This window comes from Nonomuraea muscovyensis (genome assembly GCF_014207745.1).
GTDB lineage: Bacteria > Actinomycetota > Actinomycetes > Streptosporangiales > Streptosporangiaceae > Nonomuraea > Nonomuraea muscovyensis.
Map to the genome: position 1 here is coordinate 2,297,891 of NZ_JACHJB010000002.1, position 20,292 is coordinate 2,318,182.

General features: G+C 72.6%; 18 protein-coding genes. 15 read left to right on the plus strand and 3 right to left on the minus strand.

Going from position 1 to position 20,292, the window contains the following annotated elements:
• The first annotated feature begins 21 nt into the window (after window positions 1-21).
• The 6 genes from FHU36_RS27435 (at window position 22) to FHU36_RS27460 (ending at window position 6,647) form a co-directional block, all read left to right on the plus strand.
• Window positions 22-390: an STAS domain-containing protein gene (locus tag FHU36_RS27435; RefSeq protein ID WP_221496599.1), complete on the plus strand. Its 369-nt coding sequence runs from the start codon at window positions 22-24 to the stop codon at window positions 388-390.
• A 268-nt stretch (window positions 391-658) separates the two neighbouring features.
• Window positions 659-3,388 carry an AfsR/SARP family transcriptional regulator gene (locus tag FHU36_RS27440; protein ID WP_185086678.1) on the plus strand — a complete coding sequence of 910 codons (2,730 nt, stop codon included), beginning with the start codon at window positions 659-661 and terminating at the stop codon, window positions 3,386-3,388.
• 138 nt (window positions 3,389-3,526) lie between these two features.
• Window positions 3,527-3,712 (plus strand): hypothetical protein, encoded by a 186-nt coding sequence (locus FHU36_RS27445; protein ID WP_185086679.1) that lies wholly within the window; start codon window positions 3,527-3,529, stop codon window positions 3,710-3,712.
• Between the two features lie 99 nt (window positions 3,713-3,811).
• A complete protein-coding gene (locus FHU36_RS27450; protein ID WP_185086680.1) occupies window positions 3,812-4,363 on the plus strand; it encodes a thioredoxin domain-containing protein in 552 nt (183 codons plus the stop codon).
• Window positions 4,360-6,213 carry an ABC transporter ATP-binding protein gene (locus FHU36_RS27455; protein WP_312891861.1) on the plus strand — a complete coding sequence of 618 codons (1,854 nt, stop codon included), beginning with the start codon at window positions 4,360-4,362 and terminating at the stop codon, window positions 6,211-6,213. The genes FHU36_RS27450 and FHU36_RS27455 overlap by 4 nt, the downstream gene beginning before the upstream one ends.
• Window positions 6,210-6,647: a S26 family signal peptidase gene (locus tag FHU36_RS27460; RefSeq protein ID WP_221496600.1), complete on the plus strand. Its 438-nt coding sequence runs from the start codon at window positions 6,210-6,212 to the stop codon at window positions 6,645-6,647. Before FHU36_RS27455 ends, FHU36_RS27460 begins: the two co-directional genes overlap by 4 nt.
• 160 nt (window positions 6,648-6,807) lie before the next feature.
• Here the strand turns inward: FHU36_RS27460 and FHU36_RS27465 are convergent, their stop codons facing one another.
• Entirely contained in the window at window positions 6,808-7,011 is a 204-nt protein-coding gene (locus FHU36_RS27465) for a cold-shock protein (protein ID WP_185086681.1), read from the minus strand.
• Between the two features lie 169 nt (window positions 7,012-7,180).
• On the minus strand, window positions 7,181-9,412 hold the full coding sequence (locus tag FHU36_RS27470; protein ID WP_185086682.1) for a sigma-70 family RNA polymerase sigma factor: 2,232 nt from the start codon (window positions 9,410-9,412) through the stop codon (window positions 7,181-7,183).
• Window positions 9,413-10,035: 623 nt separating this feature from the next.
• On the opposite strand from FHU36_RS27470, the gene chvE reads away from it, so the two are divergent.
• The 9 genes from chvE (at window position 10,036) to FHU36_RS27515 (ending at window position 19,853) form a co-directional block, all read left to right on the plus strand.
• On the plus strand, window positions 10,036-11,163 hold the full coding sequence (gene chvE / locus FHU36_RS27475) for a multiple monosaccharide ABC transporter substrate-binding protein (protein ID WP_185086683.1): 1,128 nt from the start codon (window positions 10,036-10,038) through the stop codon (window positions 11,161-11,163).
• 38 nt (window positions 11,164-11,201) lie between these two features.
• On the plus strand, window positions 11,202-12,734 hold the full coding sequence (gene mmsA, locus FHU36_RS27480; protein WP_185086684.1) for a multiple monosaccharide ABC transporter ATP-binding protein: 1,533 nt from the start codon (window positions 11,202-11,204) through the stop codon (window positions 12,732-12,734).
• 5 nt (window positions 12,735-12,739) lie between these two features.
• The gene (gene mmsB / locus FHU36_RS27485; RefSeq protein ID WP_185086685.1) at window positions 12,740-14,005 is read left to right on the plus strand and encodes a multiple monosaccharide ABC transporter permease; all 1,266 of its coding nucleotides are present in this window, start codon (window positions 12,740-12,742) and stop codon (window positions 14,003-14,005) included.
• Window positions 14,006-14,157: 152 nt separating this feature from the next.
• A complete protein-coding gene (locus FHU36_RS27490) occupies window positions 14,158-14,586 on the plus strand; it encodes an ArsR/SmtB family transcription factor (protein ID WP_185086686.1) in 429 nt (142 codons plus the stop codon).
• Window positions 14,586-15,491, plus strand: coding sequence for a cation diffusion facilitator family transporter (locus FHU36_RS27495; RefSeq protein WP_185086687.1), 906 nt, complete (start codon window positions 14,586-14,588; stop codon window positions 15,489-15,491). The genes FHU36_RS27490 and FHU36_RS27495 overlap by 1 nt, the downstream gene beginning before the upstream one ends.
• Before the next feature lie 301 nt (window positions 15,492-15,792).
• Window positions 15,793-16,683, plus strand: a complete 891-nt coding sequence (locus FHU36_RS44920) for a CAP domain-containing protein (RefSeq protein WP_185086688.1) — start codon at window positions 15,793-15,795, stop codon at window positions 16,681-16,683.
• A gap of 253 nt (window positions 16,684-16,936) precedes the next feature.
• The gene (locus tag FHU36_RS27505) at window positions 16,937-17,680 is read left to right on the plus strand and encodes a class I SAM-dependent DNA methyltransferase (RefSeq protein ID WP_185086689.1); all 744 of its coding nucleotides are present in this window, start codon (window positions 16,937-16,939) and stop codon (window positions 17,678-17,680) included.
• Window positions 17,680-18,765 (plus strand): iron-containing redox enzyme family protein, encoded by a 1,086-nt coding sequence (locus FHU36_RS27510; RefSeq protein WP_185086690.1) that lies wholly within the window; start codon window positions 17,680-17,682, stop codon window positions 18,763-18,765. The genes FHU36_RS27505 and FHU36_RS27510 overlap by 1 nt, the downstream gene beginning before the upstream one ends.
• Complete coding sequence (locus tag FHU36_RS27515) at window positions 18,762-19,853, plus strand: glycosyltransferase family 2 protein (protein ID WP_185086691.1); 1,092 nt, start codon at window positions 18,762-18,764, stop codon at window positions 19,851-19,853. Before FHU36_RS27510 ends, FHU36_RS27515 begins: the two co-directional genes overlap by 4 nt.
• Here the strand turns inward: FHU36_RS27515 and FHU36_RS27520 are convergent.
• Entirely contained in the window at window positions 19,843-20,283 is a 441-nt protein-coding gene (locus FHU36_RS27520) for a DUF4383 domain-containing protein (protein WP_185086692.1), read from the minus strand. The genes FHU36_RS27515 and FHU36_RS27520 overlap by 11 nt on opposite strands.
• Window positions 20,284-20,292: the final 9 nt, after the last annotated feature.

The window sequence follows — 20,292 nt, forward strand, 5'->3', positions numbered from 1 at the left end:
CGGCGTCGGGAGGATGTGCGCGTGAACCAGGCGAGGCGGACCGGTTTCTCCTCGGTCATCACCCGGCACGACGGGGCGACCGTCGTGAACCTCGCGGGCGAGCTCGACATCGCCACCGCCGCCGATCTGCGCCAGGCCCTGACGGACGCGGTCAGCGGCGACGAGCCGCCCCGCGTGGTCATCCACCTGGAGGGCGTCGACTTCTGCGACTCCACCGGGCTGAGCGTCCTCATCTCGGTCCTGAACGGGGCCGAGGCGGCCGGCGGGCGGGTGCTGCTCAGCGGCGTGCGGGCCCGCATGACGCGGTTGTTCACCATGACGGGGCTGACCAAGCGCTTCGAGATCCGCGACACGGCCGACGACGCGGTCCAGGAGCTCCTGGGCGGCTGAGGCCCGCACCGGGTTCCGCTCCGGGAGCAGGCCCGCCTGGATTCCGCTGCGGGAGCAGGCCCGCCCCGGTCCCGCTCCGGGCGGGCGCATGCCCGTGCGGGCTCTCGTCGGGAGCGATGCCCCGCCGGTCATCGCGCAGGCAAACGAGATCACGGCAGCCTGCGTCAGCCGCCCAAAAGCACCGGCCAGGGAGGCTTTCGCGGACGATCGGCATGCCGCGTGCCCTATGGGTTCGTTACGCTCGAAGATCCACACAGGGGGGACCGTCGTGCTGATCCGGTTGCTCGGACCTGTCGAGGTGGAGCGTCGGGGCCAGACCCGGCCCGTACAGCCACCGCAGGTCGCGCTCGCGCTCGCCGCGCTCGCCTGGGAGGTCGGCCGAGTGGTGCCCGTCGAGACGCTCCTCGCCCGGATCTGGGGCGAGGAGGTTCCGGCCGGCGCGCGGCGCACCCTGTACACGATCATCACCCGCATCCGCCGCGACGTGCTGGCGGGTGACGGCGCCGTCGTCCACCGGCCCGGAGGTTACCTGCTCGACGTGGACGAATCCGCGGTGGACGTGTCGCGGTTCCGGAGCGTCGCCTTCCGTGCGATGGCGGAGCCGGATCCGGCTCCGCTGCTGGACGACGCTCTCGCGTTGTGGCGCGGCGACCCGCTGACCGGGTTGCCCGGCGAATGGGCCGAGCGTGCCCGCCACCGGCTGCGCGACGAACGCAAGGAGAGCGTGCTGCGGTGGGCACGGACGATGACCGGCCGTGACGCGGCGGCCGTGGTGGCGACGCTGTCGCCGCTGGCAGACGAACACCCGCTCGACGAACTCCTGGCAGCCGCGCTGGTCGAGGCGCTGCACGCGTCGGGGCGAACCGCCGAGGCACTGGCGCACTTCGCGCGGGTACGCCGGACCCTCGCCGACGAACTGGGGGTCGAGCCGAGTGCGGCATTGCAGCGCGTCCACGGGACGCTGCTGCGGTCCGGCGACGTGCCCGGGACCGCCCACGTGGTCCCGGCCCAGTTGCCGGTCGGCCTGAGCGGCTTCGTCGGCCGGGCGGCGGAGCTGGAACAACTGGCCGCGAGCGCGAGCGGCGAACGGCCGGTGACCGCGGCGGTCTGCGCGATCTCGGGACCGCCCGGGGTGGGGAAGTCGTCACTCGCGCTGCGCTGGGCTCATCTGAATCGCGACCGCTTCCGGGACGGGCAGCTGTACGCCGATCTCAGCACGGTCGGTCCGGCCGACGCGGCCATGGTCCTGCCCCGGTTCCTCGGGGCGCTCGGAGTCCCTGAAACCCGGGTGCCGTCGGACGTCGAGGCCCAGATCGGGCTCTACCGCAGCATGCTGGCCTTCCGGCGCGTCCTCGTCGTGCTCGACGACGCTCGCGGCGCCGAGCAGGTACGACCGCTGCTGGCCACCGCGCCGGGGTGCCTGACGCTGATCACCAGCCGTTCCGAGCTGTCCGGTCTCGCGATCACCGCGGGTGCCTCCTTGGTGCGTCTGGACGTCCTGTCGGACGATGACGCCCACCGCCTCCTGGCGGCGCGGTTGGGGGAGCCGCGGCTGGCCGCGGAGCCCGCAGCGACCGCGCTGATCATTCGCCGGTGCGGCCGGCTGCCGCTGGCCCTGGCGATCGTCGCGGCGCAGCTGGCGCGGCGCACCGATCTGCCGCTTTCGGAGGTCGCCGCGGAACTCGCGCGGAGCGGCGCGGATCTGGACCCGTTCACCCACAGCGACCCGGCGATCGACCTGCGCAGGGTGTTCGGGCGGTCGTATCGGGACCTGCCCGAGCTCGCGCTCCGGCTTTTCCGGCTCCTCGGGCAACACCCGGGGCCACACCTGCCGCTCGCGGCGGCGGCGAGCCTGGCCGCCCTGCCGGAGGAGCGCACCCGGGAGCTCGCCACGCACCTCGATCGCGCCAACCTGGTCGACCTCCGCGCGCGCGGGCGCCTGCATCTGCACGACCTGCTGCGCGCGTACGCGTCGGAACAGGGGCGCGCCGCCGACAGCCGCGCCGCACGGCGTGCGGCGTCGCGGCGCCTGCTGGACTACTACCTGCATTCGGCCTGCGCCGCGAGCAGGGCCTGCTACCCCTACCGTGAGACGCTGACCCTGCCGGCGCGGGCGCGGGGTGCCGCGGTGGAGCAGTTCGCCGGGCAGGCCGAGGCGCTGCGCTGGTACGCCGACGAGTCGGCGGCGCTGCCGGCGTTGCTGGCGGAGGCGACCGCGGCCGGGCTGGACCGGCACGCGTGGCAGCTGGCCTGGGCGTTCTCGGAGTTCATGCAGCGCCACGGTCCGTGGGAGCAGATCCTGCGCGTCCAGGAGGTGGCGGTGGACGCGGCCGGGCGGCTCGGCGACCGGCTGGCGCAGGCCCGCTGCCACAACTGCATCGCGCGCGCCCACGGCAGGCTCGGCCGCGACCAGGAGGCGGTCGTGCACTTCCAGCGGGCGATCGAGTTACATCGGGACCTCGACGAGCCGTCCCTGCAGGCGCACATCCACCTGGGCCTGTCGGTCTCGCTGAACCGGGTGCGACCCGGCGAGGCGCTCGGCCACACCCGGCACGCGCGGGAGCTGTTCCGGCAGGCCGGCGACGCCATCGGCGAGGCGCGGGCGTTGAACAACGCGGGCTGGCTCCGGGCCCAGATCGGCGAGTACGACCAGGCGCTGGCCGACTGCCGCCGGGCACAGCGCATCCTCGCCGAGTTCGGGTACGCCCAGGGCGAGGGACACGCCTGGGACAGCATCGCCCACGTGCTGGAGGCCAAAGGCGACTTCGGGCAGGCGGTGGCGTGCTACGAGAGGGCGGTGGAGCTGCTGCGCGGCTGCGACGACCTGTACCCGGCTGCCGAGACGCTGGTCCGGCTGGGTGAGACGCGCCTGCGGGCGGGTGACACGGCTGCCGCGCTCGACGCCTGGAAGCGAGCGGTGGAGTGCTACGACGCCCTCGGCGACGCGCAGGCCGACCGGGTGCGCGACCGCATCGCGGCCTGCGAGCAGCAGAGATAGGCCGTTAAGAATTCATTGAGAAATCGCTCAGCCCCCGGATGCAGGCTGCCACGAGCGGCGGGACGGCGGCGTGGGCCGACCGCACCCCGCCGCGCCGAGCGGGCGAGGGCCCGCCGGCACCGCCGACAGGGAGGTTCGATGCGCATCGTTTCCAGACTGGCCGACCGGGTGCTCGAGATGATCGCCCCGCACACCGTTGCCCGGGCCACCGACTGCGGCTACCAGTGCTGCGGCTTCCCGGCGCACACCGCGAAGTACTGCTGCTACTACCCGAACGGCCGCGTCTCCTGCGGCGGCTGCAAGAGCTACGTCTACTGCTCGTGACCGCCGGCAGGGTGACGAGCCCGCCACGATGACCTGTGCCCGGCGGTGGTCGGCCGCGGCCGGGCACACACTCATGAGCTTTCGACACGGAGGTGTCTTGTGTCCTACCTGATCGCCATCGTGGCCCTCGTCGGCGCCCTGTGTCTGGCGAACCTGCTGTTGACCCTCGCCGTCGTCCGGCGGCTCCGGGAGCACACCAAGCTGATCGACGCGCTGTACGAGGCCGTCGGCTCGGGGTTGGCGGGAGCGGGCCAGGGGGTGGCCGCCGGCGAGGTCGTCGGCGATTTCGACGCGACGACCGTGGACGGAGACCGCGTGTCGCGGGACCTCCTGCCCGAAGGGACGGTCGTGGCGTTCCTGTCGCCGGACTGCCGAGGCTGTCACGAGCAGCTGCCGGAGCTGCTCTCCTGGGCGGCGGACCAGGACCGGTCACGGGTGCTGGCGGTGGTCGACGGCCGGTCGGGCGATCCCGCGCAGCTGGTCACGGCGCTGTCACCGGTCGCTCAGGTGATCGTGGACGACGCGTCCCCGCAGGTCGCGGGCGCGTTCAAGGTGCAGGCGTTCCCGACGTTCTTCCAGGTGAGCGCGGGCGGCAGGCTGCTCGCGACGGCGCCCAGCGTCTCTCGGCTGCCGGCCGGGTCTGCGGCGTGAGCGGCCGCCGGCCCGCGACGACGCCGACGTCCCGGGTCCTGGCGGGATGCGCGGCGCGGGCCGCCGGCATGGTGTGGCGGTCGGCTCCGGTCCACGTGCTCGGATACCTGGCCGTCACGCTCGTGGGCGCCGCCGCCCCGGTGGCCGTGGCCTGGTTGACGAAGGGCGTGCTGGACGGCCTGGCGAACCGCCAGACCACCGTGCTGCTCGGCCTCGCGGTGACGATCGCCGTGGTGACGACGGCCGCCGCAGCGGCGACGCAAGCCGCACAGTACCTGCGTGCCGAGGTGGACCGGCGGACGGCGGTACACGCCAAGGACGAGCTGTTCGCGGCGGTGACCCGCTTCACGGGACTGGCCCGGTTCGAGAGCCCCGCCTTCCTCGACCGGATGCGCCTGGCCCAGCAGAGCGCGGCCAACCCGGGCAGGCTGGTGGACACCGCGACCTCCGCGGCACGCAGCGCGGTGACCGTCGCCGGGTTCGTCGGCTCCCTGGTGTTGATCAATCCCACGTTCACCGTCCTGGTGCTTCTGTCGGCCGTGCCGGCGCTGCTCATCGAGCTGCGGCTGTCGCGGCAGCGGGTCGCGATGCTGTGGCGGATAGGGCCGGCCGAGCGCCGGGAGCTCTTCTTCGCGCACCTGATGTCGACCGCGGACGCCGCCAAGGAGATCCGCCTGTTCGACCTCGGCGCCTTCCTGCGCCTTCGCATGCTGACCGAGCTGCGGGCGGCCAACGCCGCGCGCCGCCGGGTGGACAGGCGGGAGTTCTTCGTGCAGGCGAGCCTGTCGGGCGCGTCGGTGAGCGTGGCCGGTGCGGGACTGGTCTGGACGATCCTCGCGGCGGGCCGCGGGCAGCTCAGCGTGGGCGACGTGTCGATGTTCGTGGCGGCCGTCGCCGGGGTGCAGGCCGCGCTGAACGTCATGGTGTCGGCCGGCGTGATGGCCTACGAACAGCTGCTGACCTTCCACCATCACGTCACGATCGTGACCTCCGGCCCCGACCTGCCGGCACCACGCCACCACGGGTCGCTCCCCGAACTACGCCGGGGCATCGAGCTGCGTGACGTCTGGTTCCGGTACAGCGACGCTCATCCATGGGTCCTGCGCGGCGTCGACCTGTTCATCCCGCACGGCCGCACGGTCGCGCTCGTCGGCCGCAACGGCGGCGGCAAGAGCACGCTGGTGAAGTTGCTGTGCCGGTTCTACGACCCGACACGCGGATCGATCCTGTGGGACGGCGTGGACATCCGCGACGTGGCGCCGGAGACGCTGCGCGCCCGGGTCGGCGCGGCCTTCCAGGACTTCGTGGCGTACGAGCTGACAGCGTCCGAGAACATCGCGGTGGGCGACCTGGTCGCTGCCGAGGATCAGGCGCGGGTCGAGCGCGCGGCCCAGGAGTCCGGCGTCCACGACACCATCGCGGCCTTACCGCACGGCTATCGCACGCTCCTGAGCCGCGAGTTCGCCCCGGACCCGGAAGGCGAGGAGGCGGACGGCGTGCTGCTTTCGGGAGGGCAGTGGCAGCGGGTCGCGCTCGCGAGGGCGTTCCTGCGCCGCGACCGGGACCTGATGATCCTGGACGAGCCCAGCGCCGGCCTGGATCCCGAGGCCGAGTACGAGGTGCACAGTCAGCTCGCGACGCTGCGGTCGGGGCGTACCAGCGTGGTGATCTCCCATCGCCTCGGCGCGGTACGCGACGCCGATCAGATCGTGGTCCTGGCCGACGGCGTCGTCGCCGAGCAGGGCACGCACGCCGAGCTGCTCGCGGACGGCGGCACCTACGCGCAGCTGTTCACCCGGCAGGCCACCGGCTATCGCGACGAAGTCCACTCGACGGGGGTGTCTCGGTGATCGGCGCGATCGCGGCGCTCGCCGGTGCCACCGGCGTGCTCGCCGTCGTCTGGCTGCGCCGGCGCTATGTGGTGGTGACTGTTCGCGGGGACAGCATGCTGCCGACGTATCGGCCGGGCGAGCGCCTGGTCGTCCAGCGGACACCACCCCGTTCGCTGCGCGCCGGGCAGGTCGTGGTGCTCGCCGAAGCGGGCCACCCACCGCCGGGCGGTCGCCTGAGCCCGCGCTGGATCATCAAGCGGGTCGCGGCCGTACCGGGTGACCCGATCCCGCGGGACACCGTGCCCGCCCTGCGGGGCGAGCCGGGTACCCGCGTTCCCACCGGCCGCCTGGTGGTGCTGGGGGACAACCCGGACCGCTCGTATGACTCCCGCCAGTCCGGCTATCTGACGACGGACCGCTTGCTCGGCGTGGTGCAGCGCAAGGTGGGGTAGTGCCTCCGCATCGCCGGACATGCGCCCGGCCGACCGGCGCGGGGATCAGCTTGGGGTGCGGATCGCACCGGGCCGGCCTCGAACACCACGGGCCGGCCCGGAACACCGCGAGCCGGTGACCGCACTCGGCGGTCACCGGCTCGCGCACGCGTCCTGGGCGTCAGACGGGAACGATGTTCTCCGCCTGCGGGCCCTTCTGGCCCTGCGTGATGTCGAAGCTCACCTTCTGGCCCTCGTGCAGCTCGCGGAAGCCGCGGGCGGCGATGTTGGAGTAGTGCGCGAACACGTCCTCGCCGCCGCCGTCCTGCTCGATGAAGCCGAAGCCCTTTTCGGAGTTGAACCACTTCACGGTGCCGGTCGCCATGTCGTTCTCCCTTTACAGGCGCAGATCCGGGATCCGCACCTCACGGATCCCGCGTCGCCGCCTTGGCCCATCCGGACATGACCGGTCAAAAACAAAAGTGCGCCCGAGGGTTACATCCCGTCAGGCGCACACGAGTTCATGGGTACCAAACTGCAACGCCGCCACGTTATCACAACACCCGGAATGAGCTGTCGCTGCGAAACACTGCCAGGTCCTGGCCTTTCGCGTCGTCGAGGTACAGCCGTCCGGCGCGGTGGCGGACGAAGCGGCCGGGGTAGTTGACCGACTCCAGCCGCACCGAGCCGGTGGCGGCACCCGGCCGGGCCCGGAAGGTGGCGTCGCGCTCGAACAGCGCGCTGCCGTCGTCGGCCTCGAACCGGATCACGAAGTCCCGGTGCCGCAGGTGGCGCCCGTCGGGGGTGACGAACGAGTAGCCGCCGGAACCGGCCAGGCCGGGCACGATCCGCAGGGTGAGCGCCCGCGTCCCGAGTGCGCCCACGCCGCCCGACACCGTGACGGCCGTGCCCTCGCGGTTGACCGGGCGCAGGACGCGCGACACTCCCGTCCGCAGCGCCGCACCCGGGCCGGCGGGCGCTGCCGTGGTGGTCGTCGTGGCCGGGACGGTCGCGCGGACGCGGCTGTGCTGCGGGACCCGGGCCGGGTCGGCGGGGGTGGCGCGGGTGACGTACTGCGGGACGGGGGCTCGGTCGTCGCCGGTGTCGCGGGTGAGGCCGTAGCGCAGGACGCCCTTGCGGGGGTCGGGGCGGGTGGAGATGTCCCGCCAGACCTCCGTCCACGTCCGGGGGGCGACGGTCAGGTCGAGGTCGGCGCCCCTCTCGTTGTTGTGCAGGGTTACCTGGCCGTCGAGGTAGTAGAACTCGTTCTGCCACATCTGCTGGTGACCCGGGGGCAGTCGCACGAAGCCGGTGTCCGGGGAGCCCATCCAGGTGACCCCCGGGGCCGACTCGTCGTCCAGCCGCCGGCCGCCGCCCGAGGCGACGTGGAAGAGCCTGCCCTTCAGCCCGGTCCAGGTGGCGGGCGCGAAGGCGCCGACCCGGTTGCGGTAGAGGATGCCCCAGCGGACCTCGACGTAGCCCCGGCCGGAGATGGTCGTGTGGTCGCCGCGGTGGGTGATGCTGGGGGCCCCGCCGTACCTGGAGTGGCCGTGCACGCCGGTGATCGCGAGGGTGCCGACGGGGCGTCTCGGCAGCGGGCCGGGGCGGCGGCCGGGGGGCGGCGCCTGGTCGGCCGTGTCGACGGTCACGCCGTACACACCGGCCGGTCGCCCGGTCCGCGCGGGCACGGGATCCTGTGTCGTCGGCGCCGTCTCCGAGGGGCGGATCGGTGACGGCGTACGGGCGGGGGCCGCGGAGACGGTGGCGGCCGGGGCGGCCCGCGGCGGCGGAGGTTCGGCTTCGAAGGTCCGCACGGCGACCGCGCCGCCGGCGACGAGCGAGGTGCTGACGGCGGCCACCAGCAGGGGCTTGGCGGCCAGGGACGAGCCCGCCGCGCCGGCCGCCGCCTTGCCCTTGGCCAGCAGGCCGCCCTGGGTGAGCAGGCCGCCCTGGGCCTGCAGACCGCCCTGGACCACCGGGACGGCGGCGGCCTCCATCAGCCCGGCGCTCAGCCCCGCGGTGAGCCCGGCGGGGACGGCGACCAGGCCGAGACCGGCGAGCAGCCGCTCGGCGGGCACCAGGTCGGCCGCGTGGCCGGAGCAGGCGGGGCACTCGCGCACGTGCCGCGACAGGCGCTTGCGCCACAGCGGGGACGGCCGCCCGTCCCAGGAGGCGGCCGGGCCGTGCAGCTCGGCGCAGCGGGGGCGGGCCGCCAGGGCGCGCACCACCGCGCGGGCGGTCTCCAGCCGCTGCCTGACGCGGCGCACCCGGACGGCGGCGTGGCTCTCCGGCAGGCCGAGCCCAGCGGCGAGCTCGGCACGGCCCAGACGCCCCGCGACCTCCAGCCACCACAGCGACAGCGCCTCGCGGTCGTCGGCGTCGAGCCAGCGGGCGGCCTCGGCGGTCTCGCGCCGCTGTCCCGACAGGCCGAGCCGGGTGACGGTGAGCGCGGCGAAGTCGGCGGAGGCGTCGGCCAGGCCGTGCGCCTCGTCGAGGGCGGCGAGCGTGTCGGCGCCGGCCCGCCGCCACTCGCGCACCTGGTTCATCGCGATGGCGACCACCCAGGACCGGAAGCTCTCCGGGTCGCGTAGCCCGGACACGCCGGTCACCACCCTGGACATGGTCTCCTGGACGACGTCGTCCACGTCCGGATGACCGTTCATGGCGCGGCCGGCGATGTTGTAGACGAGCGGCAGGTACGCCGTGACCAGCTCGTCGACGGCGCGGCGATCGCCGGCCCGCGCCGCGAGCACCGTCTCCACCTCGTACGTCGGCCGCGCGTACATCACTCACCCCGATCCGGACACCTCAGTCACTCCGGTCAGGAGACGGGAGCACCGGCACGTGGATAACACAAAACACCAAGATTCCCGTTTGTCGCACAGCCGGCCGCAAACCGTTCGCGGTCGAGGGCCGGCGGGCGGCATGCGGCTGGACCACGCCGCCCTGGGCGTCCGCGGGCCGGACCTGCTCTCCGCTGCCCGCTCCGGATGCCCGCCGCTTCCTGACCTGGCGCGACCGCGACACGCCTCGAAGGGCCCCGTCACCTGGGGCAAGACGGGCCGTAACGTGAACGCTCTGTTTCCGAGACGTTATCCCGGGGCGTTGACAGGGAAATTGTTAGCGATAACACTCGGGCCCTAGGCAAGAAGTCCTCAACCGGGCGATGGGTCTGGGGCGGAGGTGTCAGGGCATGCCACCCAGTCGCTTAACATTCCGCAAGCCCGCCTCCGGCCCGTGTGAGAGCACGTACCAGAGGACGCGTCTTGCCTGATCACAGGGCGGTTCCCCCGACGCCCGGCGGGCCGACGCCCCCCGGAGCGGCGCCGTCGCTGTGGCAGCGCCGCGCGGCATCCACCGCGACGGCACGGATCGCGTACGCACGTGTCACCCCACAAGGAGACAGTTCATGAGATTCGGACGGATCGCGACGGTCCTCACAGGTCTCGCACTCACCGCCACCGTCGCGGCGTGCGGATCGAGTGAGAAGACGATCGACAAGGAAGCCACCTCCGGCGACACCAGCGGCGCACTGGTGGGCGTGACCATGCCGACGCGGTCCTCGGAGCGCTGGATCAGCGACGGCGAGAACCTCAAGTCCGGCCTGGAGAAGCTGGGCTACCAGGTCGACCTGCAGTACGCCGAGAACGACATCCCCACGCAGGTCAACCAGATCGAGAACCAGATCACCAAGGGCGCCAAGCTCCTGATCGTCGCCTCCATCGACGGCACCGCCATCACCACCCAGCTCCAGCAGGCCGCCGACAACAAGATCCCGGTGATCTCCTACGACCGGCTGATCCGCAACAGCCCGAACGTCGACTACTACGCCACCTTCGACAACTTCAAGGTCGGCGTCCAGCAGGCGACCTCGCTGCTGGTGGGGCTCAAGGTGCTCAACGCCGACGGCTCCGAGGGCAGCGCCAAGGGCCCGTTCAACATCGAGCTGTTCGCCGGTTCGCCCGACGACAACAACGCGACGTTCTTCTTCAACGGCGCGATGTCCGTGCTGAAGCCGCACATCGACAAGGGCGTGGTCAAGGTCAAGAGCGGCCAGACCGACTTCAAGACCGTCGCCATCCTGCGCTGGGACCCGGCCACCGCGCAGAAGCGCATGGAGGACATCCTCACCAAGACCTACACCGGCGACGCCAAGGTGGACGGCGTGCTGTCGCCGTACGACGGCCTGTCGATCGGCATCCTGTCGGCGCTCAAGAGCAACGGCTACGGCACCTCCGAGCAGCCGTACCCCATCGTGACCGGCCAGGACGCCGAGCTGGCCTCGGTCAAGTCGATCATCGCCGGTGAGCAGTACTCGACCATCTTCAAGGACACCCGCGAGCTGGCGAAGGTCACCGTCACCATGTCCGACAGCGTGCTCAAGGGCAACAAGCCCGAGGTCAACAACACCAAGGACTACGACAACGGCAACAAGGTCGTGCCCTCCTACCTCCTCGACCCGATGATCGTCGACAAGACCAACTACCAGAAGGCACTCGTCGACACGGGCTACTACACGGCCTCCGAGCTCGGCTGAGCCGTCACCGGAGGAGGAGTACGGGAGGAAGAGTGGAGATGACGGATTCCATCCTGCACATGCGGGGGATCACCAAGACCTTCCCCGGGGTGCGCGCGCTCCAGGAGGTGAGCCTCTCCGTCCGCCGTGGCGAGATCCACGCCATCTGCGGTGAGAACGGCGCCGGCAAGTCGACCCTGATGAAGGTGCTGTCGGGGGTCTACCCGCACGGCTCCTACGAGGGGGAGATCGAGTTCGACGGCGAGCTGTGCCGGTTCGGCGGGATCAAGGACAGCGAGGACGCCGGGATCGTCATCATCCACCAGGAGCTCGCGCTGTGCCCGCAGCTGTCCATCGCCGAGAACATCTTCCTCGGCAACGAGCAGGCCGAGCGCGGGCTCGTCGACTGGAACCGCACCAACCACCAGGCCGCCCTGCTGCTCCAGCGGGTCGGCCTGGCGGAGAGCCCCGTCACCCAGATCGCCGACATCGGCGTCGGCAAGCAGCAGCTCGTGGAGATCGCCAAGGCGCTGTCGAAGAAGGTCAAGCTGCTGATCCTGGACGAGCCGACCGCGGCGCTGAACGACCAGGACTCGGCCCACCTGCTCGACCTGCTCCGCGGCCTGCGCGACGAGGGCATCACCTGCGTGATCATCTCGCACAAGCTGAACGAGATCATCGCCATCTCCGACTCCATCACGATCCTGCGCGACGGCCGCACGATCGAGACGATGGAGATGGCGGGCGGCGCGGTCACGGAGGACCGGATCATCTCCGGCATGGTGGGCCGCGACCTCGACAACCGCTTCCCGCCGCACGAGTCGCGCGTCGGGGAGGAGGTGCTGCGGATCGAGGACTGGACGGTCCACAGCCCCTCCCAGCCCGACCGGCGCGTCGTCTCGGGTGCCGGCCTCACCCTCCGCAGAGGCGAGATCGTCGGGCTGGCGGGGCTGATGGGTGCCGGGCGGACGGAGCTCGCGATGAGCGTCTTCGGCCGCACGTACGGCGTCGGCATCTCCGGCCGGATCTACAAGGACGGCCGCGAGGTGGAGATCCGCAACGTCCAGGACGCCATCCGGCTCGGCATCGCCTACGCCACCGAGGACCGCAAGCGGTACGGCCTCAACCTGATCGAGGACATCAAGCGGAACATCTCGGCGGTCGGCCTGGGCAGCCGGCTGAGCCGGCGCGGCTGGGTGAACGAGAACGAGGAGTATCGGGTCGCCGAGGGTTTCCGCCGCAGCATGAACATCAAGGCGCCGAGCGTGCAGAGCGTCGTGGGGAAGCTGAGCGGCGGCAACCAGCAGAAGGTCGTGCTGTCGAAGTGGATCTATGCCGACCCCGACGTCCTCATCCTGGACGAGCCGACCCGCGGCATCGACGTGGGCGCCAAGTACGAGATCTACACGATCATCAACCAGCTGGCCGACGAGGGCAAGGCGGTGCTGGTCATCTCGTCAGAGCTGCCGGAGCTGCTCGGCCTGTGCGACCGCATCTACACGCTCTCCCAGGGACGCGTCACCGGCGAGCTGCCGCGCGATGAGGCGACCCAGGAACGGCTGATGTACCACATGACCATGGGACAGGAGTAGCTCGCATGAGCAGCAGCACGACCCCCGCCAACGTCGAGGTGGGCCCGGCCGGGACGCCCGGGGAGCGGCGCCCGCCCGGCAGGCTGAACCTCGGACCCCTGTCCGTCAACATCCGGCAGAGCGGCATCTACATCGCCTTCGCCCTGATCGTCCTGTTGTTCTCGGTGCTGACCGACGGCGCCCTGCTGCAGCCGCAGAACATCTCCAACATCATCGTCCAGAACTCCTACATCCTCATCCTCGCCATCGGCATGATCCTCGTCATCATCGCCGGGCACATCGACCTGTCCGTGGGCTCGGTGGTCGCCGTGACGGGCGCGGTGTCGGCCGTGCTGATGGTGAACTACGGCGTGCCGTGGCCGGCCGCGCTGCTGCTCACGATGGTGGTGGGCGGCCTGATCGGGGCCTGGCAGGGGTTCTGGATCGCCCACTTCGGCATCCCGTCGTTCATCGTCACGCTGGCGGGCATGCTGCTGTTCCGGGCGCTGACGCTGACCGTGCTCGGCAACCAGGGCATCGGCCCGTTCCCCGACGCGGTGCGGACCCTGTCCAACGGCTTCACCGACGGCTACCTCGGCAACGTCGGCCTCGGCCCGCTGGGCGGCGCCGACCTGTTCAGCCTGCTGGTCGGCCTCATCGCGGTGGCCGGGATGGCGGCGGCGCAGTGGCGCACCCGCGCGGCGCGGGCCGGGTACGGCCAGTCGGTCGACCCGCTGCCGATGTTCGCGCTCAAGCTGGCCGCCTCGGCCCTCCTGATCATGGCCGTGGTGGTGCAGCTCGCCAGGTTCCGCAACCTGCCGTGGGTGCTGGTGCTGCTGGCCGTGCTGGTGCTCGGCTACTCGCTGCTGGCCAACCGGTCGGTGTTCGGCCGCCGGATCTACGCGGTCGGCGGCAACCTGCAGGCGGCGGTCCTGTCGGGCGTCAAGGTCAAGTCCGTGGTGTTCTGGATCTTCGTCAACATGGGCGTGCTGGCCTCGCTGGCCGGCATCATCTTCGCCGGCCGGCTCAACCAGGCGGGGCCCACGGCGGGCAACTCCTTCGAGCTGGACGCGATCGCGGCGGCGTTCATCGGCGGCGCGGCCGTGCAGGGCGGCGTCGGCAAGGTGGTCGGCGCGATCACCGGCGGTCTCATCATGGGCGTGATCAACAACGGCATGTCGCTGATCGGCTCGCCGAGCGAGCGGGTCATGCTGGTCAAGGGCGCCGTGCTGCTGGCGGCGGTCGCCTTCGACGTGTGGACCAAGCGGCGGGCGGGCGCGGCCGGCCGCTGACCTCCGCTCACCGTGTCACGGTGCCGGGCGACGCCGTCGCCCGGCACCGTGGTGTGTGACGGGCGGGTCCGGGCCGCCCGCGAGCACGTGCGCCTTCCCCCGGTCCCCGGCCTGTTGACAGGGCGTGGATGGAGCGTATTAATCTTGCTCATATGAACGGGTCTTCAGATAATCATCTGACCATCGACGGGTGCGCCGTCCGGGTGGTGGACGCCCCGCGGGTGGCGGCGGTGCGGGAGCGGATGCCGGTCGCGGAGGACCTGCGGGGCACCGCGGAGGTGTTCGGGCTGCTGGCCGATCCGGGCAGGTTGCGGTTGCTGGTGGCGCTGCTCGACGGGGAACTGTGCGTGTGTGACCTGGCGGCGGTGAGCGGGCAGAGCGAGTCGGCCGTCTCCCACGCGCTGCGGCTGCTGCGGGCCCACCGGGTGGTGTCGGTCCGCCGCGCCGGCCGGATGGCGTACTACCGGCTGGAGGACGCGCACGTGCGCATGCTGCTGGACCTGGCGGTGGCCCACACCGAGCACACCCACGCCGAGCACACCCACGCCCTGCGACCCGAACGCGACGAGGACGCCCGCTGATGGGGGCGGGGCACGGACACGGGCACGGACACGCCGGAGCCCGGCACCGGTGGCGGCTGGCGGTCGCGTTCGCGCTGGTCGGCTGCTTCTTCGTGGTGGAGCTGGTGTACGGCCTGCTGTCGGGGTCGCTGGCGCTGCTGTCGGACGCCGGGCACATGGCGGCCGACGTGGTGACCCTGGGCGCGGCGCTGGTGGCGACGCGCATCGCGGCCCGTCCCGACACGACGGGGCGGCGGACGTACGGGTCCTACCGGGCCGAGGTGTTCGCCTCGCTGCTGGCCGTGGCCATGATGCTGGGCGTCGCGGTGTACGTGGTGGCGGAGGCGATCGGGCGGATCGGCTCCGAGGCGAGCGTCGCCTCCCGTCCGATGCTCGTCGTGGGCGCCGCCGGCCTGGCCGTCAACGTGGTGGCGCTGCTGATGTTGCGCGCGGGGGCCGAGGAGAGCCTGAACGTCAAGGGCGCCTACATGGAGGTGGTGGCCGACACGGCGGGCTCGGTCGGCGTCATCGTGGCCGGCTGGCTGGTCGCCGTCACCGGCGACCCGCTCTGGGACACGCTGGTCGCCCTGGGCATCGGGACGTTCGTCGCCGTGCGCGCGCTGTCGCTGGGGCGCCAGGTCTTCGCGGTGCTCGGCCAGCACGTGCCGGCCGGGATGGACGCGGCGGCCGTGGCCGCCGACCTCACGGCCATCGAGGGGGTCCGCGACGTGCACGACCTGCACCTGTGGACGCTGACGTCCGGCATGCACGTGGCGACCGCACACCTGGTGACGGCCGAACGCGCCGACAACCACGCGGTGCTGGACCGGGCCCGCGACGTGTTGCGCCACCACCACGGCGTCGCCCACGCCACCCTCCAGGTCGAGCCGGCCGACCACAAGGGCTGCGACGAGCTCGACTGGTGACCTCGGTCCGGCGGGATCTCGGGAAACGGCTGATGGCCGCGCGCCCCGGGCGCTCCCGCTCCGACGGGCACGCCGGGTGCCCGGCCCGTCGCGCGGCGCGATTCGCCGGCGGGCCGGCCGCACCGGACGTCCGTGATCTTCGGTAAATTTCCGGTCGCGTGAATGGGCAGGTCACGGGGAGGTTACGGCCTCACAGCAGTTCCCTAGTGTCCCACTAATATCCGATTTTCCCTGACAAGAGGGATTCGGGCCGACAGAATGCGGGTCCGTCCAGCGTCTACATCTCTGGAGGAACCCCCATATGCGTAGACCCCTTGGGTTACTCGCGTGCCTCATGAGCGTGGCGGCCGTCTCCGCGCCCGTCGCCACCGCCCATGCGGCGTCGGCCCCGCAGGCGGAGTGCCGCCTGACGATCGCCGCGCCGAACGTCGCCGCCACCGGCAGGATGCAGGTCTCCGCCGACCGGCTCGACTGCGGCAACCGCGCCCTGGTCCGCGTCCGCGTCCTGCGGGCCGTTCCCGGACCCGACCGGGTCGTCCGGAGCGGCGCCAAGCGCATCCGCGACGGCCGGGTGACCATGACGCTGCCGTGCGCGCCCGGCGTCTACTACGCCACCGCCACCGACTACCGCGGCCAGTCCGCCAAGTCGAAGGCCGTCCGCCTGTCCTGCTCCCCCGCGGGCACCCCCACTCCCACCCCCACCACCTCCCCGACGGCGACCCCCACGGCCGCCCCCACCGCGACGGCGACCCCGAAGCCGACCGCCACGCCGACCTCCAGCACGCCGCCCGCCGGCGGCGTCGGCACCGCCGAGGAGAACGAGGTCGTCCGGCTCACCAACGCCGAGCGGGCCAAGGGCGGCTGCCAGCCGCTCAAGCACGACGCCCAGCTCCGCAAGGCCGCCTTCGGCCACTCCTCGGACATGGCGACCCAGAACTACTTCAGCCACACGTCCAAGGACGGCCGTACGTTCATGGACCGCATCCGGGGAGCCGGCTTCGCGGGCGGCTCGGCCTTCGCCGAGAACATCGCCATGGGCCAGCAGACCCCGTCGGCCGTGGTCACCGCCTGGATGAACAGCTCCGGCCACAAGGCCAACATCATGAACTGCAAGTACACCGTCATCGGTGTCGGCGCGGCCAAGAACGCCAAGGGCCAGATCTACTGGACCCAGAACTTCGCCGCCCGCTAGGCGGAGTCCCCGGTCGAGACCCCGCGCGGTAGTGGCCCCGGGACAGCCGGGCGGCCACCGGAACGGCGACGCCCCGCGACGGCCATCCGTCGCGGGGCGTCGTGGTGTGCCGTGGTGTGCCGGCCCCGCCGCTCTCCCCACCCTCGCGGCCGCTGCGCGTACGGCTGACGCGGGCGTTTGCCCAGCTCGGCGCCGGGCAGCATGACCTGCACTCATCCGAGGACGGGGAAGCGACGGGGGAAGACGGGGAAGCATGGCGCCTGCGTTCGACGCCGCCGCCTACGGGCGGGGCATCGCCGACATCTACGACGCGACGGTCCGCGACCTGCCCACCGAGGCGGCCGTGAACCGGCTGCACGAGCTCGCGGGGGACGGGCCGGTGCTGGAGTTCGGCATCGGCACCGGCCGGTTGGCGCTGCCCCTGCTGGAACGGGGCGTGGCCGTGGCGGGCATCGACGGCTCGCCGGAGATGGTGGAGGTGCTGCGGTCCAAGCCGGGGGGCGAGCACGTCCCCGTCGCCGTGGGCGACTTCGCCACGACGAGGGTGGGGGGCCGGTTCACGCTGGTGGCCCTCACCACGAACACGATCTTCGCGCTGCCGTCCCAGGAGGCGCAGGTGTCGTGCTTCCGCAACGCCGCGCACCACCTGGAACCCGGGGGCAGGTTCGTGGTGGAGGCGTGGGTGCCGGACCTGGCGTCGTTCGTGAACGGCCAGGCGCTGCGGCTGCTCGCGATGTCGGAGGACTCGGTCACGGCGGAGGCGGTCCGGCTGTCACCGGCGCGGCAGATGATGCACACGACGAGGATCAGGATGACCGCCGACGGGGTGCGGCTGCTGCCCGCGAACCACCGCTACGCCTGGCCGGCCGAACTGGACCTGATGGCCCGCCTGGCGGGGATGGCGCTGGAGCACCGCTGGGCCGGCTGGACGGGCGCGCCGTTCGACGACACCAGCCGGGCGCACGTGTCGGTGTACCGGCTGCCGGAGGAGGTCTGATGCGTCTGCCACGCCCGCGCGGCCCCATCACCGCCGCCCTGTTCGCCCGCCTCGCCACCCCGCCACCCGCCGCCATGCTGCCCACCGGGACGCCGCCCGCCGCCGTGCTGCCCACCGGGACGCCGCCCGCCGCCGTCCCCGCCGGCGGGCGAGGGGCGCCGCCCGGCCGCTCCGAGCTGGCCGACGGCGACCTGCAGCTCGCCCTCTTCGCCTGCTACGAGCTGCACTACCAGGGCTTCGACGACGTCGACGACCGCTGGGAGTGGGAGCCGTCGCTGCTGGCCACCCGCGCCGCCCTGGAACGGCGGCTGGAGGACGCGCTGGCCGCCACCGTCCCGAGGCCGCCGGCCGTCCCGCCCGGCGAGGTGCGCGCCGCGCTGGCCGAGCTGACGCGGGACGACGGCCCGCCGCTGTCGGCGTACCTCCGGCGTGAGGCCGACCTGGACGTCTTCCGCGAGTTCGTCGTGCACCGCTCGATCTACCACCTGAAGGAGGCCGACCCGCACACGTGGGCGATCCCGCGGCTGCGCGGCGGCCCGAAGGCGGCGCTGGTCGAGATCCAGGCCGACGAGTACGGCGGCGGCCGGGCGGAGCGCATGCACGCCGAGCTGTTCGCCACCACGATGGCCCGGCTCGGCCTGGACGCCTCCTATGGCGCCTACCTGGACCGGGTACCCGGCGTCACGCTGGCGGTGTCCACCGTGATGTCCCTGTTCGGGCTGCACCGGCGGCTGCGCGGGGCCCTGGCCGGGCACCTGGCGGCCCTGGAGATGACCTCGTCCGCGCCGAACCGCCGCTACGGCGACGCCCTGCGACGGCTCGGCGGCGACCGGGCGGCCAGCCGCTTCTACGACGAGCACGTGCAGGCCGACGCCGTGCACGAGCAGGTGGCGGCGCACGACCTGTGCGCGGGGCTCGCCGCCCAGGACCCGTCGCTCACGGGTGACATCCTGTACGGCGCCGCGTGCGCGCTGGCGGTCGAACGGCTCTGGGCCGGGCACGTCCTGTCCCGCTGGCGGCGCGGGCTCAGCTCCCTGGAGCCGGAGAGCGGGACCCGGGAGAGCATGGCGGCGAGGTCCGCGTGACGGACCCCGCCCCGGACCCCGACCCCGACCCGGGCCCTGCCCTGGACCTGGACTACGTGCTGCCGCTGCGCTGGGACGACGACGGTCCCGGTGGCGGCGCCCTGGACGAGCTGACCGTCTACCTGCGACGGCTGGCCCGCCACACGTCGCGGGTGGTCGTGGTGGACGGCAGCCCTGACGAGCTGTTCGAGCGGCACGCCGCCAGCTGGCGCGGCCTGGTCGTGCACGTGCGGCCCGCCGCCGACCTGCGCTTCGCCAACGGCAAGGTGAACGGTGTGACGACGGGGCTGCGGCTGGCCCGCGCCGACCACGTGGTGATCGCCGACGACGACGTGCGCTACGACCGGCCGGCCCTGGCCAGGATGCGCGCGCTGCTGGACCGGGCGCACCTGGTCAGGCCGCAGAACCACTTCGAGCCGCTCCCGTGGCACGCCCGCTGGGACACCGCGCGCACGCTGCTGAACCGCAGCCTCGCCAGCGACTACCCCGGCACGTTCGGGGTGCGGCGCGGCTTCTTCCTGCGGATGGGCGGCTACGACGGCGACGTGCTGTTCGAGAACCTGGAGCTCATCCGCACGGTCCGCGCGCACGGCGGGACCGAGTGCCGCCCGGCCGGCCTGTACGTCCGGCGGCTGCCGCCCGAGGCGGGCCGGTTCTGGTCCCAGCGGGTCCGGCAGGCCTACGACGACTTGGCGCAGCCGGCCCGGATGGCGGTGTTCCTCGCGGTGCTGCCCGCCGCCGCGCTGGCGCTGCTGCGGCGCAGGTACGGCCTGCTCGCGGCGGGTGCGGGGCTGACCGTCGCCCTGGCGGAGGCCGGCCGGCGCAGGGCGGGCGGCCGGCGCGTGTTCCCGTGGACGGCGAGCCTGTTCGCGCCGGTGTGGGTGCTGGAGCGGGCCGTCTGCGGCTGGCTCGCGCTGGCGGCGGCGCTGCGCGGCGGCGTCCCGTACGCGGGCCGCCGCCTGCGCCGCGCAGCGCACTCGGACCGCTGGCTGCGCGCGCACGCCGTGCGGACGCCCGTCCCGGACGCCCGGCCGCGGGCGGAGCGGCCCGCCGGCCGGGGCCCGGAGCCTCAGCGCGTCACTTCGTGAGCGTCCGGCGACGGGACAGCAGGAAGCCCAGGGCGACCATGCCGACGCCGAGCACGAAGTGCAGCCAGTCGTCGGCCACGTTGACCGGCACGAAGTTGGCCGCGCTGTCCTTGTCGATGAGCAGCCCGTAGAGCCACAGCAGCAGGTAGATGACGCCGCCTGCGATGAGGTAGGCCCGGGCGCCGCTCCACGTGCGTGCCATCAGGATGCCCGCGACGCCGAACAGCAGGTGGACGATGTTGTGCAGGATCGAGACCTGGAACACGCCCAGCAGCATCGCCTCGGAGCGGTGACCGGCGAAGCTCATGTCGCCGTAGCCGGTGGTGATGCCTGGGATGAAGCCAAGCACGCCGACCAGCAGGAACACCGCGCCGACGACGAGGGCCGCGAGCTGCACGGGCGAGCGCGCCGATGTTCTCGGGGTGTTCATGGAGCCTCC

Excerpts from the sequence above, each read along its gene's own strand:
- FHU36_RS27495 (WP_185086687.1), top strand. The coding sequence starts at position 14,586 with ATGGGGGCGGGGCACGGACACGGGCACGGACACGCCGGAGCCCGGCAC.
- FHU36_RS27520 (WP_185086692.1), bottom strand. The coding sequence starts at position 20,283 with ATGAACACCCCGAGAACATCGGCGCGCTCGCCCGTGCAGCTCGCGGCC.
- FHU36_RS27470 (WP_185086682.1), bottom strand. The coding sequence starts at position 9,412 with ATGTACGCGCGGCCGACGTACGAGGTGGAGACGGTGCTCGCGGCGCGG.
- mmsB (WP_185086685.1), top strand. The coding sequence starts at position 12,740 with ATGAGCAGCAGCACGACCCCCGCCAACGTCGAGGTGGGCCCGGCCGGG.
- mmsA (WP_185086684.1), top strand. The coding sequence starts at position 11,202 with ATGACGGATTCCATCCTGCACATGCGGGGGATCACCAAGACCTTCCCC.
- FHU36_RS44920 (WP_185086688.1), top strand. The coding sequence starts at position 15,793 with ATGCGTAGACCCCTTGGGTTACTCGCGTGCCTCATGAGCGTGGCGGCC.
- FHU36_RS27505 (WP_185086689.1), top strand. The coding sequence starts at position 16,937 with ATGGCGCCTGCGTTCGACGCCGCCGCCTACGGGCGGGGCATCGCCGAC.
- FHU36_RS27510 (WP_185086690.1), top strand. The coding sequence starts at position 17,680 with ATGCGTCTGCCACGCCCGCGCGGCCCCATCACCGCCGCCCTGTTCGCC.
- chvE (WP_185086683.1), top strand. The coding sequence starts at position 10,036 with ATGAGATTCGGACGGATCGCGACGGTCCTCACAGGTCTCGCACTCACC.
- FHU36_RS27490 (WP_185086686.1), top strand. The coding sequence starts at position 14,158 with ATGAACGGGTCTTCAGATAATCATCTGACCATCGACGGGTGCGCCGTC.
- FHU36_RS27445 (WP_185086679.1), top strand. The coding sequence starts at position 3,527 with ATGCGCATCGTTTCCAGACTGGCCGACCGGGTGCTCGAGATGATCGCC.
- FHU36_RS27465 (WP_185086681.1), bottom strand. The coding sequence starts at position 7,011 with ATGGCGACCGGCACCGTGAAGTGGTTCAACTCCGAAAAGGGCTTCGGC.